This window comes from Enterobacter sp. J49, assembly GCF_002148625.1.
Lineage (GTDB): Bacteria > Pseudomonadota > Gammaproteobacteria > Enterobacterales > Enterobacteriaceae > Enterobacter > Enterobacter ludwigii.
This window is the reverse complement of the sequence record NZ_MWPY01000037.1, coordinates 373,805-390,009: the sequence shown is the minus strand read 5'-3', so window position 1 is coordinate 390,009 and position 16,205 is coordinate 373,805. Positions and strand designations below refer to the sequence as shown.

The 16,205-nt window shown below is 56.5% G+C and carries 16 protein-coding genes; 5 read left to right on the top strand and 11 right to left on the bottom strand.

Annotation, left to right across the window (positions count from 1 at the left end):
* Nucleotides 1-49: 49 nt before the first annotated feature.
* The 3 genes from BJP35_RS20170 to BJP35_RS20160 are packed head-to-tail and all read right to left on the bottom strand — an operon-like array spanning nucleotide 50 to nucleotide 2,971.
* Nucleotides 50-520, bottom strand: coding sequence for a DUF1456 family protein (locus BJP35_RS20170; protein WP_014170878.1), 471 nt, complete (start codon nucleotides 518-520; stop codon nucleotides 50-52).
* Between the two features lie 52 nt (nucleotides 521-572).
* Nucleotides 573-1,292, bottom strand: coding sequence for a two-component system response regulator BtsR (btsR, locus tag BJP35_RS20165; protein ID WP_020883216.1), 720 nt, complete (start codon nucleotides 1,290-1,292; stop codon nucleotides 573-575).
* Nucleotides 1,286-2,971 (bottom strand): sensor histidine kinase, encoded by a 1,686-nt coding sequence (locus tag BJP35_RS20160; RefSeq protein ID WP_086463509.1) that lies wholly within the window; start codon nucleotides 2,969-2,971, stop codon nucleotides 1,286-1,288. The genes btsR and BJP35_RS20160 overlap by 7 nt, the downstream gene beginning before the upstream one ends.
* Before the next feature lie 217 nt (nucleotides 2,972-3,188).
* Here BJP35_RS20160 and mlrA point away from each other — a divergent pair, with 217 nt between their 5' ends.
* The gene (gene mlrA, locus BJP35_RS20155; protein WP_020883214.1) at nucleotides 3,189-3,929 is read left to right on the top strand and encodes an HTH-type transcriptional regulator MlrA; all 741 of its coding nucleotides are present in this window, start codon (nucleotides 3,189-3,191) and stop codon (nucleotides 3,927-3,929) included.
* 69 nt (nucleotides 3,930-3,998) lie between these two features.
* Entirely contained in the window at nucleotides 3,999-4,112 is a 114-nt protein-coding gene (locus BJP35_RS20150; protein WP_010433613.1) for a protein YohO, read from the top strand.
* Here the strand turns inward: BJP35_RS20150 and BJP35_RS20145 are convergent.
* The 5 genes from BJP35_RS20145 to bglX form a co-directional block, all read right to left on the bottom strand.
* Entirely contained in the window at nucleotides 4,087-4,824 is a 738-nt protein-coding gene (locus BJP35_RS20145) for an ABC transporter permease (RefSeq protein WP_086463508.1), read from the bottom strand. The two genes, BJP35_RS20150 and BJP35_RS20145, sit on opposite strands and share 26 nt — an antisense overlap.
* Entirely contained in the window at nucleotides 4,808-5,758 is a 951-nt protein-coding gene (locus tag BJP35_RS20140) for an ABC transporter ATP-binding protein (protein WP_086463507.1), read from the bottom strand. Before BJP35_RS20140 ends, BJP35_RS20145 begins: the two co-directional genes overlap by 17 nt.
* Nucleotides 5,751-6,908 carry an ABC transporter permease gene (locus tag BJP35_RS20135; protein ID WP_086463506.1) on the bottom strand — a complete coding sequence of 386 codons (1,158 nt, stop codon included), beginning with the start codon at nucleotides 6,906-6,908 and terminating at the stop codon, nucleotides 5,751-5,753. Before BJP35_RS20135 ends, BJP35_RS20140 begins: the two co-directional genes overlap by 8 nt.
* Before the next feature lie 12 nt (nucleotides 6,909-6,920).
* Nucleotides 6,921-7,838, bottom strand: a complete 918-nt coding sequence (locus BJP35_RS20130; protein WP_014170886.1) for an ABC transporter substrate-binding protein — start codon at nucleotides 7,836-7,838, stop codon at nucleotides 6,921-6,923.
* A 146-nt stretch (nucleotides 7,839-7,984) separates the two neighbouring features.
* On the bottom strand, nucleotides 7,985-10,282 hold the full coding sequence (gene bglX, locus BJP35_RS20125) for a beta-glucosidase BglX (RefSeq protein ID WP_086463505.1): 2,298 nt from the start codon (nucleotides 10,280-10,282) through the stop codon (nucleotides 7,985-7,987).
* Between the two features lie 189 nt (nucleotides 10,283-10,471).
* Between bglX and dld the strand changes: the two genes are divergently transcribed.
* A complete protein-coding gene (gene dld / locus BJP35_RS20120) occupies nucleotides 10,472-12,220 on the top strand; it encodes a D-lactate dehydrogenase (RefSeq protein WP_050737097.1) in 1,749 nt (582 codons plus the stop codon).
* A gap of 111 nt (nucleotides 12,221-12,331) precedes the next feature.
* The gene (locus tag BJP35_RS20115) at nucleotides 12,332-12,886 is read left to right on the top strand and encodes a GNAT family N-acetyltransferase (RefSeq protein ID WP_020883208.1); all 555 of its coding nucleotides are present in this window, start codon (nucleotides 12,332-12,334) and stop codon (nucleotides 12,884-12,886) included.
* A gap of 66 nt (nucleotides 12,887-12,952) precedes the next feature.
* Here the strand turns inward: BJP35_RS20115 and pbpG are convergent, their stop codons facing one another.
* Nucleotides 12,953-13,876: a D-alanyl-D-alanine endopeptidase gene (pbpG, locus tag BJP35_RS20110; RefSeq protein WP_014170890.1), complete on the bottom strand. Its 924-nt coding sequence runs from the start codon at nucleotides 13,874-13,876 to the stop codon at nucleotides 12,953-12,955.
* 167 nt (nucleotides 13,877-14,043) lie between these two features.
* Nucleotides 14,044-14,631 (bottom strand): Yip1 family protein, encoded by a 588-nt coding sequence (locus tag BJP35_RS20105; RefSeq protein ID WP_014170891.1) that lies wholly within the window; start codon nucleotides 14,629-14,631, stop codon nucleotides 14,044-14,046.
* A gap of 157 nt (nucleotides 14,632-14,788) precedes the next feature.
* Between BJP35_RS20105 and BJP35_RS20100 the strand changes: the two genes are divergently transcribed.
* Nucleotides 14,789-15,361 (top strand): DedA family protein, encoded by a 573-nt coding sequence (locus BJP35_RS20100; RefSeq protein WP_032678567.1) that lies wholly within the window; start codon nucleotides 14,789-14,791, stop codon nucleotides 15,359-15,361.
* A gap of 42 nt (nucleotides 15,362-15,403) precedes the next feature.
* Here BJP35_RS20100 and BJP35_RS20095 read toward each other — a convergent pair whose 3' ends face one another.
* Nucleotides 15,404-16,168, bottom strand: coding sequence for an SDR family oxidoreductase (locus BJP35_RS20095; RefSeq protein ID WP_020883205.1), 765 nt, complete (start codon nucleotides 16,166-16,168; stop codon nucleotides 15,404-15,406).
* Nucleotides 16,169-16,205: the final 37 nt, after the last annotated feature.

The window sequence follows — 16,205 nt, the reverse complement described above, 5'->3', positions numbered from 1 at the left end:
TAATCTCCGGCTTTTTTTTGCCTCTTCATCCTTCACGCCCCGGTACCACTCACGGCTTAGCGTGATGCACCCGGTGAGTCAGTCCGCGTAAAAAATAACGCAAAAACTGGTCGCCGCACTCGCGGTAGTTCTTATGGTCCGGCGCACGCATCATGGCGGTGATCTCCGGCATCGACACGCGGTGCTTCTGCTCTGTCATAATCGCCAGAATATCGTCTGTTTTCAGTGAAAACGCGATACGCAGCTTTTTCAGCACCGTGTTGTTATTCACCCGACGCTCAAGCGCCAGTTCTGGTGCTGAGTCATCTTTCCCGCGCTTGTCGTAGATGAGGCCGTTCAGGAAGCCAGACAGAATAATGTCAGGGCAGCGAACAAACCCCTCTTCATCCTCTTTTGTCATCCAGGTGTCGAAACCGGCAGAGGTGGACTCCATGCCAGCAAGCGCAAGAATGCGCACCATATCATTATTGTTTGCTTTCAGGGTGTAGCGCAGGCTACGGAGAATATCATTACTGAGCATGGGTGCCTTTAACTTAACTGTCGATGATGCAATGGGGCGCAGTGTACCAGTTTTACAGGCCGATCGCCTCTTTCAAACTCTTAAGGTAGCGGCGACTGACGGGGACGGTTTGCCCGGCACGCAGCACCAGCTCTGCCTGTCCGTTGTCTTCCAGCCGGATCTCTTTCAGGTGCGCCATGTTCACCAGATACTGGCGATGGCAACGAACGAGCGGCGTTCGGCTCTCCAGCGTCCGCAGCGTCAGCTCGGTAAAGCCTTCGTTCCCCTCCGCGCTGGTAACAAATACGCCGCTCAAACGGCTGCTGACAAACGCCACATCGTCCATCTGCAGAAGGTAAATCCGACTGTGGCCGGTGCAGGGGATAAATTTCAGCGGCTGCTGGTTTTCCGGCAACAGCGTGACATCCTGCACGGTGCGCTCCTGGCGCAAACGGCTGAGGGTCTTTTCAAGACGCTTCTCTTCAATCGGTTTCAGTAAATAATCGAATGCGTGCTCCTCAAAGGCTTTGACGGCGTACTCATCGAAGGCGGTCAAAAACACAATGTAGGGGCGATGCTCCGGGTCGAGCATTCCGACCATCTCCAGTCCGCTAATTCGGGGCATCTGAATGTCGAGGAACAGCACGTCCGGGCGCAGTTTGTGCACGGCGCCAATAGCCTCAATGGCGTTTGCGCACTCCCCCACAATCTCAATGTCAGGCTGCTCCTGCAACAGAACGCGCAGGTTTTCCCGTGCTAACGGCTCATCATCCACAATCAGCACTCTTAGCATGCGTTTTCCTCCAGCGGCAGTCGTAACGTAATACGGGTGAATCGGTCGGGCTCACAGGCAACGGTAATGCCACAGTCATCACCAAAGTGCGCGCGCAGGCGTTTATCCACCAGGCTCATCCCTAATCCGCCTGAGGTGGAAGGCACGTAAAGCCCGGCGTTATCTTCAATATCCAGCACCAGATGATGGTTAAAGCGGCTGGCGGAAATGGTGATCTCCCCAATCCCCAACAGCTGTGACGTACCGTGTTTAATGGCGTTTTCCACAATAGGCTGCAGGGTAAAGGCTGGAAGATGCTGATACGCCAGCTCATCCGGGACGGATAACGACACCTGCAGACGAGTCTGGAAGCGGGCCTGCTCAATCTGCAGGTAGGCATTAACGTGTTCTATTTCATCGGCCAGGGTCACAATCTCGGACGGACGTTTAAGGTTTTTGCGGAAAAACGTCGACAGGAACTGAACCAGCTGCGCGGCCTGATCGCTGTCACGGCGGATCACCGCTTTGAGCGTATTAAGCGCATTGAACAGGAAATGCGGATTCACCTGAGCGTGCAGGAGTTTAATTTCGGATTGCGTCAGCAACGCTTTCTGACGCTCATACTGCCCGGCGAGGATCTGCGCGGAGAGCAGCTGAGCGATGCCCTCTCCCAGCGTACGGTTGATAGAGCTGAACAGACGGTTTTTCGCTTCATAAAGCTTGATGGTGCCCATTACCCGCTGGTTTTCCCCGCGCAGCGGAATGACCAGCGTGGAGCCCAGTTTGCACTGCGGGTGCAGCGAACAGCGGTAAGGAACTTCGTTGCCGTCGGCATACACCACTTCGCCGGTTTCAATGGCGCGCAGCGTATAGGAGGAGGAGATCGGTTTCCCGGGCAGATGGTGGTCGTCGCCCGTGCCGGTAAAAGCCAGCAACCGTTCACGGTCAGTTATCGCCACCGCGCCGATATCCAGCTCCTTATAAAGCACCTGCGCCACCTTCATGCTGTTCTCTTCGTTAAAGCCCTGACGCAGGATCCCCTCCGTCGAGGCGGCGACCTTCAGGGCCGTTGCGGAAAACGCCGAGGTGTACTTCTCAAACATGGCGCGCTTGTCGAGCAGAATACGCATAAACAGCGCAGCACCCACGGTATTCGTCACCATCATCGGGGCGGCGATATTACTCACCAGATGGAGCGCATCGTCAAACGGCCGGGCAATCAGCAAGATGATGGCCATTTGCGCCATTTCAGCGACAAAGGTGATCGCCCCGGCGGTGAGCGGGCTAAAGACTTTATCCGGACGACCGCGCTTAATCATGTAGCTGTGAACCAGGCCGCCGAGCAGCCCTTCGACGATCGTTGAGATCATACAGCTCAGCGCCGTCATGCCGCCCATCGAATACCGATGCAGGCCACCGGTTAACCCGACCAGCCCACCGACCACAGGGCCGCCAAGCAGCCCGCCCATCACGGCACCGATGGCTCGCGTATTGGCAATGGAGTCTTCGATATGGAGACCAAAATAGGTTCCCATAATGCAGAAAATAGAGAAGGTCACGTAGCAGAGCAGCTTGTGCGGCAGGCGTACGGTAACTTGCATCAGCGGAATGAACAGACGCGTTTTACTCATCAACCAGGCGATGACAAGAAACACGCACATCTGCTGAAGCAACAGCAGCACCAGATTAAACTCGTACATACTCAAAACCGCACACCCTCAAAACGCGTAACATACACTGCTGGCGGTAAACTTTCTTTGAAGCGCGGCAAAAAAGCTGCAATTCGTGCCCGGCATCACACCTTTTGCCGAACCTAACGCCTGCTTCGCATTATTCGTGCAAAAAACAACCATTTCTTCCTGGTTCAGTAAACAGGGACTACAGTTAAGCTGGGGACGCGTAAGCCAGGGGGCGAATATGGCGCTTTACACAATCGGTGAAGTGGCACTCCTTTGTGATATCAATCCCGTCACGCTACGGGCATGGCAGCGACGGTATGGATTACTCAAACCGCAGAGAACGGACGGAGGCCATCGTCTCTTCAACGATGCCGATATCGACCGGATCCGCGAGATCAAAAGCTGGATCGATAACGGTGTGCAGGTTGGCAAAGTGAAATCCCTGCTCAGCCATGACGATCCAGACACGCAGCTTCTCTGGCGCGAACAACAGGAAACGTTGCTGCGCCTTCTGCAGGCGGGCAATCTGCAGCGCCTGCGTGCATGGATAAAAGAGCAAGGGCGCGATTATCCCGCGCAAACGCTGATCACGCATCTTTTCATCCCGCTCCGTCGACGCCTGCAGTGCCAGCAGACCACCCTGCAGGCGCTGCTGAGTATGCTCGACGGCGTCCTGATCAACTACATTGCCGTCTGCCTTGCCTCGGCGAAGAACAAGCACGGAAAAGACGCGCTGGTGGTCGGCTGGAACGTGCACGATACTACTCGTCTGTGGCTGGAGGCCTGGATTGCCACCCAGAATGGCTGGCGCGTTGATGTCCTTGTGCACTCGCTGGCGCAATTTCGCCCTGAATTGTTCGACGGCCAGACCCTGCTGGTCTGGTGCGGAGAAGTGCCTTCCGCCTCGCAGCAACAGCTGATGACGGAATGGCGTGAACATGGTTACCCGGTTTATTCGCTTGGCCCGGAAGAGCCGTAACGGCATTTAATGGTTCATTAACAGCTGCGCTTCACCGTATAATTGTTCCGTTAACAACAGGAGCACATGATGAAGGCAACCAAACTGGCCGTAATTACCCTTTTTGTTCTGATGGCCGTAAGCGGTATCGGCGGCGTGATGCTGGCCGGGTATTCGTTTATTGTTCGTGGCGGTGTCGGCTGAGATACTGCGCCAGACGCTCAAAAACGCGATCGACGACGATTGCCGCCAGCGCGACCAGCAACGCCCCCTGCACAATATAGGCCGTATTGAACCCGCTTAAGCCGATGATAATCGGCGTTCCCAGGGTGTTTGCCCCCACCGTCGACGCAATGGTCGCCGTCCCGATATTGATGATCACCGACGTACGGATCCCCGCAAGGATGACCGGTGCCGCCAGGGGGAGTTCAACTTTGCGCAACCGCTCTGCGCGACTCATCCCCATCCCTTCAGCGACGCTCAGTACCGACGCAGGTACCGCCGCAATACCGGCCTGCGTACCCTGCAGAATGGGCAACACACCGTATAAAATCAGTGCAATGATGGCCGGTTGCTGACCAAAACCCATTACCGGCACTGCAATCGCCAGCACCGCCACCGGCGGAAACGTCTGGCCAATCGCCGCAATGGTCTCCACCAGCGGGCGAAACTCCCGTCCCGCGGGCCGCGTGACCGCGATGCCCGCCCCCACGCCCAGTACAATAGCGATGGCACTTGAGAGCACCACCAGCCAGAGATGGGCCAGGGCAAGATTAATAAAACTCTCCTGCTGATACACCGGGCGCGGCAAGTCGGGGAAGAGCGTGCTAAACAGCGCCGCGCTGTGCGGCATCAGAAACAGCAAAGCGACAAAGAGCACGACCAGCCAGAGCAGCGGATCACGAAGAGCCTTCACGTGTCACCTCCCCTGCCAGCAGATCGCGAAAATGCAGGGTGCCACTTGGCGCGCCCCGGGCATCCGCAACGGGCAACACTTCACACTGACGGGCAACAAACGCCGAAAGCGCATCCCGCAAGCTCATCTGTTCCTGCAGAGGCTCGCCACGCACCGTCGCGTCCTGTCGACGCATATAGTCGCTGACCGTACGCAGCGAGAGCAGCCTGACGCCCAGCTCGCTGCGGCCAAAAAACTCACGCACAAAATCGTTTTTCGGCCAGGTCAGCAGCTCAAGCGGCGTCCCCTGCTGCACCACCTCACCATGGTCCATCAGCACCAGATGGTCGGCCAGACGCAGCGCCTCATCAATATCGTGCGTCACAAGAATGATTGTTCGCCCCAGAATGCGATGAATGCGGGTCATTTCCGCCTGCAGTGCGGCACGCGTGACCGGATCCAGCGCGCCGAAGGGTTCATCCATCAGTAACACCTGCGGATTGGCCGCCAGCGCACGCGCCACGCCCACCCGCTGCTGCTGGCCTCCGGAAAGCTGGTGCGGGTAGCGGTCACGTAGCGCAGGTTCTAACCCGAGCAGAGACATCAGTTCATCAACCCGGTCGGCAGTTTTTGCCCGCGACCATTTCTCCAGCTGCAGCACGGTGGCGATGTTCTGCGCGACCGTCCAGTGCGGGAACAGGCCGATAGACTGGATGGCATACCCCATACGACGACGCAGTTCCAGCACAGGCAGGCTGCGGATCTCCTCTCCGGCAAAGCGGATCAGACCGCTGTCATGTTCAACCAGGCGGTTAATCATCTTCAGGGTGGTGGATTTTCCCGACCCCGATGTGCCAATCAGCACGGAAAATGCGCCCTCGGCAAAATTCAGGTTGAGATGGCTTACCGCCGGACGACCCGCAAAGGTTTTACTGACATCGTGAAATTCAATCATTGGCTCTTCTCCTGAGCAGCGCGAGCCATAAGGCAAACAGCGCGTCGATGACAACCGCCAGCGCAATCGTGGGCACCACGCCCAATAACACCAGGTCCAGGGCGCTACTCAACAGCCCCTGGAAAACCAGCGCGCCAAAGCCGCCCGCGCCGATCAGCGCCGCAATCACCGCCATGCCAACGGTTTGCACCGCCACCACCCGCAGGCTGCGCAGCAGCAGGGGCAAAGCCAGCGGCAGTTGGATCTTCCAGAAACATTGTCTCGCGCTCATCCCCATTGCATGGGCACTTTCCAGCACGTCCGGCGCGACCTGGCTCAGCCCGGCCACCACACCGCGCACCAGCGGCAGCAGCGCATAGAGCACCAGCGCGATAAGGGCTGGCGTTAAACCGGTTCCGGCGATCCCCATCGTTCCCAGCACCGGGAACGACGTCACCAGCCCGGCCAGCGGAGCAATCAACAGGCCAAACAGAGCGACGGACGGGATAGTCTGAATCACATTCAGTACGGCAAACACCCCGCCCTGACGTGAAGGGTGGCGATAGCACCACATACCCAGCGGTATGCCGAGCAGTAAGGCCGGGATCAGGGTGCCAAACAGGATCGTGAGGTGTTGCGCCAGGGCGTCATTAAACACCTCCTGACGGTTGGCGTACTCTTTTAACAGCGAGAGATTATTCAGCTCACCGCTAAACAGCAGCAGCAATGGAATACACCATATCTGGGCATTAAGTATCCAGCGCCAGACGGATGTTGAGATAAGACGGCGAATAGCATCGCTGCAGGCCAGCAGACACAGCGCCAGCCAGAGCCACAAACCGCTACCCACAGAGGTTCTTGCCAGCGGACTTTCCGCCGAGGTCATGTGCGTTGCTGCAAGCCCGCCTCCCCAGAATAAGGCGATAAACAGCCCTTCACAAAGGAGCAGCGTCAGCCACTGAGCCGTGCGTCCTTGCCAGAGCGACAACGCAACCCACGCGCCCAGCGCCGGCACCAGTAACCACGGCGTAAATGACCAGACCTGCCAGAGCGAGCGACTCTCCCCCGACATCAGGCGATTCGGGGCCACATTCACAAACGGTAACGCGACCGCCGCGATGGCCACACAGGCCAACAGCAGCAGTACGCGGTTATGACATTTTATTGGCACAGCCCTGTCCTGTTACTTCACAAGCCCTTGTTGTTTCAGAAAATCGGCGGCCACTTTTTTGGCATCCAGTCCCTCAACGGCAATGCTGGCATTCAGCTGTTGCAGCGTTTTTGCATCCAGCTTTTCGAAGACCGGTTTGAGCCATTCAGCAATATCCGGGTACGCTTTAAGTACCGCTTCCCGCACGACAGGTGCCGGGGCGTAAATCGGCTGGACGCCTTTTGGATCGGTTAAGGTTTGCAGGCCAAGCGCCGCGACCGGGCCGTCGGTGCCGTAAGCCATCGCCGCATTAACGCCCGACGTTTGCTGCGCAGCGGCTTTGATGGTCACCGCGGTATCACCGCCCGCCAGAGAGAGCAGCTGGGCCTGATCCAGTTTGAAATCATAGGCTTTTTCAAACGCCGGCAGCGCATCCGGACGCTCAATAAACTCAGCGGAAGCCGCAAGCTTAAAGTCACCCTTCTCTTTCAGGTAGCGACTCAAATCCGCAAGCGAGGTCAGCTTTCCTTTCTCCGCCACGTCCTTGCGCACCGCGATGGTCCAGGTATTGTTGGCCGGCGCCGGTGTCAGCCAGACCAGCTTATTTTGCTCAGCGTCGAGTTTTTTGACTTTTTCATACCCGGCTTTGGCATTTTTCCACGCCGGATCGTTTTCATCTTTGAAGAAGAACGCGCCGTTGCCGGTGTATTCCGGGTAGATATCCAGCTCGCCGGAGGTAATCGCGCCGCGTACTACAGGCGTGGTTCCCAGCTGGACTTTATTGACGGTTTTAACACCGTGGCTTTCCAGTACCTGCAGAATAATGTTACCGAGCAGCGCACCTTCGGTATCTATCTTGGAACCCACTTTTACCGGTTCTGCCGCCTGTAATGGCAGACTCAGCGCCGCCAGTAACACCGCTGAACCCAACATCCCCTTTGCAATCGTCATTCCACTGTCCTCATTTTTTTGCTGCCTTTTTCAGAGGCTTGAGAGAAAAGCGTAGCTTAAAACGGCGGAATTAACCGTCAAAATGCCTTTTTAACATAAGGTAAGACGCATCCCCCGCAAAGCGGGGGATGCAAGGGAGGGAAACGTCAGAGCAGCTCGAACTCGCCTTTATTAACGCGGGCGGAATCGACCCCGATAAAGACGTTAAACTTGCCTGGCTCCGCATCATATTTCATCTGCTGGTTCCAGAACTTCAGCGCATCCACGTCGATGGGGAAGCTGATGGTTTTGGTTTCGCCCGGCTTCAGGTTGACCTTTTCGAAGCCACGCAGCTGTTTCACCGGACGGCTCATGGAGGCGGTCACATCCTGGACGTACATCTGAATGACCGTTGCCCCTTCGCGTTTACCGGTGTTGCTCACCTCGACGCTTGCGGTAACTTTGCCGTCACGCTTCAGGGTCGGCGCAGACATTTTGACGTCAGAAACCTTGAAGGTGGTGTAGCTCAGACCGTAACCAAACGGATACAGCGGGCCGTTCGCTTCATCGAAGTAACGGGAGGTGTACTTATTCGGTTTGTCGGCGTTGTACGGACGGCCGGTATTCAGGTGGCTGTAGTAAACCGGGATCTGCCCGACCGAGCGCGGGAAGGACATTGGCAGCTTGCCTGACGGGTTGTAATCGCCAAACAGCACGTCGGCAATCGCGTTACCGCCTTCAGTACCGGCGAACCAGGTTTCCAGGATCGCGTCGGCCTGCTGGTCTTCTTTGACCAGCGCCAGCGGACGACCGTTCATCAGCACCAGCACCAGCGGCTTGCCGGTCGCCTTCAGGGCGGCAATCAGATCGCGCTGGCTTTGCGGAATGGTGATGTCGGTACGGCTGGAGGCCTCATGCGCCATTCCCTGCGCTTCACCCACTACCGCGACAACCACGTCAGATTGCTTAGCGGTGTTCACCGCTTCATCAATCATCTCTTTCGGCGAACGCGGATCGACCTTCACCGCCTCTTCGTACTGATTGAGGAAGGTGACAATGTCTTTATCGTTGGTGACGTTCGCCCCTTTGGCGTAAACCACTTTCGCATTCTCACCCACGGCGTTCTTGATACCGGTCAGCACCGTGACGGACTGTTCGGCCACCCCCGCTGCAGACCAGCTCCCCATCACGTCGCGCTTGCTGTCAGCCAGCGGGCCCACCACGGCAATGATGCCGGATTTCTTCAGCGGCAGCGTGTCGAGGCGGTTTTTCAGCAGCACCAGGCTTTCGCGTGCCACATCGCGGGCCTCTTTGCGGTGCAGACGGCTTTCCGCGTTGGTGTCTACCGGGTCAGAATCTTTCGGCCCCAGGTGGCTGTACGGGTCGTTAAACAGCCCCATATCATATTTCACGTTCAGCACGTGGCGCGTGGCGTCGTCCAGCTCCGCCATGGTCACCTTACCGCTCTTCACCAGCCCCGGCAGGTATTTGCTGTAGTACTCGTCGCTCATGCTCATGTTGATGCCGGACTTGAGCGCCACGCGTACCGCATCTTCCGGATCGGAGGCGGTACCGTGCTTAATGAGCTCTTTAATGGCGCCGTGGTCAGAGACGGTGATGCCCTTAAAGCCCCACTGGTCACGCAGAACGTCTTTCAGCAGCCACGAATCGGAGGTCGCCGGCGTGCCGTTGAGGGAGTTCAGCGCCACCATCACCGCGCCGCTGCCGGCATCCAGCCCCGCTTTGTACGGTGGCATGTAGTCGTTGAACAGCCGCTGCGGGCTCATATCCACGGTGTTGTACTCTTTACCCCCTTCCACGGCGCCATAGGCCGCGAAGTGTTTGACGCTGGTCATCACCGCGTAGCGATCTGCCGGGCTCTTACCCTGCATCGCTTCCACCATGGTTTTCCCCATCGTGGCTGTTAAATAGGTATCTTCACCGAACCCTTCTGAGCCGCGGCCCCAGCGCGGATCGCGGGAGACGTCCACCATCGGTGCCCAGGTCATATTCAGACCATCATCCGCCGCTTCATAGGCAGAAACGCGCCCCACGGTTTTCACCGCATCAAGGTTAAAGGACGATGCCAGACCAAGGCTAATCGGGAAGACGGTACGCTGACCGTGCACCACGTCATAGGCGAAGAACAGCGGAATTTTCAGGCGGCTGAGTTCCATTACCTGATCCTGCATTTTGCGGATATCCGGGCGGGTGACGGTGTTAAAAATAGCCCCGACCTGCCCGTCTTTGATCATCTCGCGGATGGCCTCTTTCGGGTTATCCGGGCCGACGCTGATAAGACGCAACTGGCCAATTTTCTCATCGACCGTCATTTTCTTGAGCAATTCCGTGACAAACGCGTCCCGGGCTTCAGGCGTGAGCGGGTGATTGCCAAACAAATCCTCTGCCAGCGCAGGTTGCAGCGCCAGGCTGACGGCGACACCTACAGAACATAGCCATTTCATGTCGTTTTACTCTCTCATCAATAACCGCCGGAAGAACTCGGCCAGACCGTGCGAAAAGCGCAGTGTGCCACAAACCCTCAGAACGTTGCAGGGTTATTCTCTGATTTTTCTCGTGAATACTCGACCGCTTAACAGTTAATCGCGCTATGCTTTACAGCGAGAAATTTGCCCCACCACAAGGAGTGGAAGATGTCTTCTGTTCGAACTCACGATAACACGACGTTTATTAACGAACTGTCGCGCCTGGTTGGCTCCTCTCACCTGCTTACCGACCCGGCAAAAACCGCCCGCTACCGTAAGGGCTTTCGTTCCGGTCAGGGCGAGGCGCTGGCGGTGGTATTTCCCGGCACGCTGCTTGAACTCTGGCGCGTCCTGAGCGCCTGCGTGGCCGCCGACAAAATTATTCTCATGCAGGCGGCTAACACCGGTCTGACGGAAGGCTCAACGCCGAACGGCAACGATTACGATCGTGACATAGTGATCATCAGCACCCTGCGTCTCGACAAACTGCATCTGCTGGATAAAGGCGAGCAGGTGCTCGCGTTCCCTGGCACGACGCTCTACTCCCTTGAAAAAGCGCTTAAGCCGCTGGGACGCGAACCGCATTCGGTCATTGGCTCATCCTGTATTGGCGCCTCCGTGATCGGCGGGATCTGCAATAACTCCGGCGGTTCGCTGGTGCAGCGCGGCCCGGCTTACACCGAGATGTCACTTTTTGCCCGTATTGACGAAAACGGCAAGCTGACCCTGGTCAACCATCTGGGCATTGATCTTGGCGTTACGCCGGAGCAGATCCTGAGTAAGCTCGACGACGATCGGGTGAAAGATGAAGACGTCCAGCACGACGGTCGTCATGCTCACGACCACGATTACATCACCCGCGTGCGGGATATCGAAGCGGATACCCCGGCACGTTACAACGCCGACCCTGACCGCTTGTTTGAATCTTCAGGCTGTGCGGGCAAGCTGGCTGTTTTTGCCGTGCGCCTCGACACCTTCCCGGCCGAGAAAAAACAGCAGGTGTTCTACATCGGCACCAATCAGCCGGACGTGCTGACCGAGATCCGTCGTCATATTCTGGGCGAGTTCGCTCACCTGCCGGTGGCGGGCGAGTACATGCACCGTGATATTTACGACATCGCGGAACGCTACGGCAAAGATACGTTCCTGATGATCGACAAGCTCGGCACCGATAAAATGCCGTTCTTCTTCACCATGAAGGGCCGTACCGACGCGATGCTGGAAAAAGTGCCGCTGTTTAAACCCCACTTTACCGACCGCTTTATGCAGAAACTGGGCAACGTCTTCCCGTCACATCTGCCGGAGCGGATGAAAACCTGGCGCGATAAGTACGAGCATCACCTGCTGCTGAAAATGGCCGGGGACGGAATTGCCGAAGCGCAAACCTGGCTCAATGAATTCTTCAAAACTGCCGAAGGCGATTTCTTTGCCTGTACCCCTGAAGAGGGCAGCAAAGCCTTCCTGCACCGTTTCGCCGCTGCGGGTGCCGCCATTCGTTATCAGGCGGTGCATTCAGACGAGGTGGAAGACATTCTGGCGCTGGATATCGCCCTTCGCCGCAACGATACCGAGTGGTTTGAACACCTGCCGCCGGAAATTGACAGCAAGCTGGTCCACAAGCTCTATTACGGCCACTTTATGTGCTACGTCTTCCACCAGGATTACATCGTTAAGAAAGGGGTGGATGCGCACGCGCTGAAAGAGCAGATGCTCGCGCTGCTGCACGCGCGAGGCGCACAATATCCTGCGGAACATAACGTGGGGCATCTTTATAAGGCTCCTGACGCACTTAAGCAGTTTTATCGCGAGAATGACCCCACAAACAGCATGAACCCCGGCATTGGTAAAACAACGCGGAATAAATACTGGAAAGAGAGTCCTGACGCGGAGCAGCCCGTGACGCAAGCGTCTGATTAATTCCCACAGCCAAATTTGAGAGATTGTTAAGCGCGCCTTAATCGTACTAGAGTAGCGTTCTGTCGCCGGAGAAACGTTTCTCCGGCATCTGTTACGAGGAGCAGGCACATCATGTCGGCTGTTGATATTTTATCCGAAACCGAAGTGGAAGTGCGCGATGCCCTTCCCGACGATGTGCATGCTATCGCCGCTATCTACGCCTGGCATGTGCTTCACGGGCGCGCATCCTTTGAAGAAGTTCCCCCCACCATTGATGAAATGCGTCAGCGAATGAAAAGCGTGGCCGAGAATGGCTTACCGTGGCTTGTCGCGCTGTATCGCGGCATCGTCGTAGGCTACTGCTACGCGACGCCTTACCGTCCGCGCCATGCCTATCGCTACACTCTGGAAGAGTCGATTTACGTGGATGCGAGTACTACCGGTCGTGGTTTTGGCTCCGTCCTGATGGATGCGCTGATCGCCCGCTGCGAGCAAGGACCGTGGCGGCAGATGATTGCCGTTGTGGGGGATGGCAACAACAATGCCGGCTCGTTACGGTTGCATAAGAAATACGGCTTCGAAATCGTCGGTCAGTTACGCAGCGTCGGGTATAAGAAAGGTGACTGGCGGGATACGGTGATCATGCAGCGCTCACTCAATGACGGAGACTGGACGCTGCCGGAGTAAGGCGCAGCGAGATCTGTTGCCCTCTCCCGCGGGAGAGGGCGAAAACACAGTCATCTGCAGTCCGGCTCAGTCGTTCTGGGCGGTTGCCATCTGCTCCGCTTTCTGCTTTTTGTAGGTCAACGCCGCGGCCGGTACCGGCTGCACTTTCCCCGTCTCAATCCAGGTACGCAGTCGGCTTGCATCCGCGAAGTGGGTGTATTTACCAAAGGCATCCATCACCACCAGCGCCACCGGTTTACCGTTGAATACGGTACGCATCACCAGGCAGTGTCCCGCCGCGTTAGTAAACCCGGTTTTCGTTAACTGAATATTCCAGTTATCCCGGTACACCAGATGGTTAGTATTACGGAACGGCAGCGAATAGGCCGGGTTCGCAAAGGTCGCCATCTCTTCACGGGTCGTACTGAGCTGACCAATCAGCGGGTACTGTTTGCTGGCAATCAGCAGTTTAGTCAGGTCGCGGGCCGTGGAGACGTTGTGAATCGACAGGCCAGTCGGCTCGACGTAACGGGTATTGGTCATCCCCAGCGATTTGGCTTTTGCGTTCATCGCACGAATAAATGCGTCGTAGCCACCCGGATAGTGGTGGGCCAGGCTCGCCGCCGCGCGGTTTTCAGAAGACATCAGCGCCAGCAGCAGCATATTTTTACGGCTGATTTCGCTGTTCAGTCGCACGCGGGAGTAGATCCCTTTCATCTCCGGCGTATGGCTGATATCCACTTTCAGTTTTTCGTCCAGCGGCAGATGTGCATCAAGCACTACCATCGCGGTCATTAATTTGGTAATCGAAGCGATCGGGCGTACCAGATCCGGATGGCTCGCGTAAATCACCTTATTGGTGTTGAGATCAACAATCATCGCACTGCCGGAAGCGATTTGCGGCTGGGCAGCAGCGGTGGTCACGGCGGGCGTTTTGGCGATCGCTGGCGCGGCAGCGGACGCTCCCAGCAACAGGGCCAGGCTAAGTAAAGAGACTCGGAATTTCAGCATGGTGAGACTTCTGATAATTATTCACGCACGTTATGACGTACACCGCCTGTGTCAATGGAGAAACGCAGGCTGGCTTCGGCATCATAGCGGTCACCGGGCTTTGTCGCCAGAGGATAATCGTGAACAGATGCTGCATTGCTGGCATTTACGCCAGCAATGCAGAGAGCCTAGAAGAGACGGTATCCATAACCCCACAGAATAACCGTCAGAGCCAGTAGCGCTTCCAGCACCAGCACGCCGATGGCGAGCGTTGAACTGGAGAAGCTCAGGCCCTCTTCTTTATTGATATTGAGGAAGGTTGGTACCCCCAGATACAGCAGATAACCGGTGTAAAAGAGGGCAATAGTACCGATCAGCGCGCACAACCAGACCAGTGGATACAGCGCCACAATACCGCTTAAGAACAGCGGCGTCGCGACATACCCGGCGAAAACCATACAGTGTGCCAGCGATGGACGTTGCGGATAGTTACGCGCCATCCAGTGAATGACACGCCCCATGACAGCCACACCCGCCAGCATCAGGCCATAAAAGAGAATGGCCAGTGAAAGACCGGTAAACCAGGAAAGCTGAACCACGGTGCCATCACCAAAGTTCCAGCCGATTTGTGTTGTGCCAATAAACGCGCAGATTACAGGCACCGCTGCCATCAGCAGCACATGATGCGTGTAATGATGCGAGACCGTTTCGTTCTCCGTTTTGATGACATGCATTTCACGATCGGGATGGGAGAAAAGTCCCCAGACATGGTTCATAACGCCCCCTTGTTGTCGGCCCGTCAGCAATATCTTAAGTATAATGCAGGCCAGAGATTATTTTATGTACTGTGGGAAATTTCCGTTGATTGCCCCGTTATTGATTCATGGGGTATATGATTAACCGAGGCATAATAAGGGAGATGACATTGACGTAATGGATATCAACAGTCTTATTGAACAATATGGATACGCTGCACTGGTCGTTGGCAGCGTGGCGGAAGGAGAAACCATCACGCTGCTCGGCGGGGTGGCCGCGCATCAGGGGTTACTCAAATTCCCACTTGTTGTTGCCGCAGTCGCACTCGGTGGGATGATTGGCGATCAGCTGCTCTACTTTCTGGGACTGCGCTTTGGCCCCACGCTTTTGAAGCGCTTTTCAAAGCACCGCAAGAAAATTCACCGTGCCCAACGGCTTATCCAGCGTCACCCTTACCTGTTCGTGATTGGCACCCGTTTTATGTACGGCTTTCGGATTATCGGCCCAATACTGATTGGCGCCAGCCATTTACCGCCGAAAATTTTCTTGCCGCTGAACATTCTTGGCGCGATTGCCTGGGCCCTGATCTTTACCACGCTCGGTTATGTGGGTGGAGAAGTGATTGGTCCGTGGCTGCATAATGTTGACCAGCATCTGAAGCACTGGGCATGGGTTATCCTGATTGTCGTGGTGGTAATTGCGGTCCGGCTGTGGCTGAAGCATCGGGAAAAGACGCGGGATGAAGAGTAAGTGCAATGGCGCCCTCTCGCACAAAGAGAGGGCGAAAAGTTTCTACCCGGCGGGCTTAAATTGTGGATTCGCCAGCATAAAACCGCCGTCGACAATAAATGATTGCCCGGTAGCATAGCTGGCGTCACCGTCACACAGCCACGCCACCAGGCTGGCAATCTCTTTGGTATGCCCCGGCCGCGCGAGCGGGATCGCGGGCATCGAACCGGCCTTCACTTCACTGTCGTCCATATCATTCATTGGCGTGGCAATGGCACCTGGCGCAACGGCATTCACCAGGATGTTATGCTCGACCAGCTCCAGCGCCATGGATTTGGTTAATCCGCCCAGGGCATGCTTGGCCGCCGTATACGCACTGGCATCCGGTAAAGGCGTGTGTTCATGCACCGAGGTAATGTTCACAATTCGCCCCCCTTCTCCCTGCTTCACCATCTGACGCGCAGCGATCTGTGAACAGAGAAACGCGCCATCCACGTCAACGGTAAAAATCCCCCGCCACTCCTCAAACGGCATGTCGAGAAACGGCGCTTTGGTCATCGCCCCGGCATTGTTGACCAGCACGTCCAGCCGACCAAAGCGCGTAATTAACGTTTCAATGGCCTGCGCCCCCTGCGGGAGAGTGCTTAAATCAAGTTGAACCGCCTCTGCACGCCGCCCCTTCGCCTCGACTTCGCGGCAGGTTTCCAGCGCACCTTTTTCGTCAGAATGCCAGGTGACGCCGATATCAAACCCTCGTTCAGCCAGCATCAGGGCCGTGGTTTTCCCAATCCCGGAATCCGATGCGGTAACAATCGCGACTTTGGTCATACTCACCTCCAGAAAAGCTGCAAAGAGGTAAGTATAG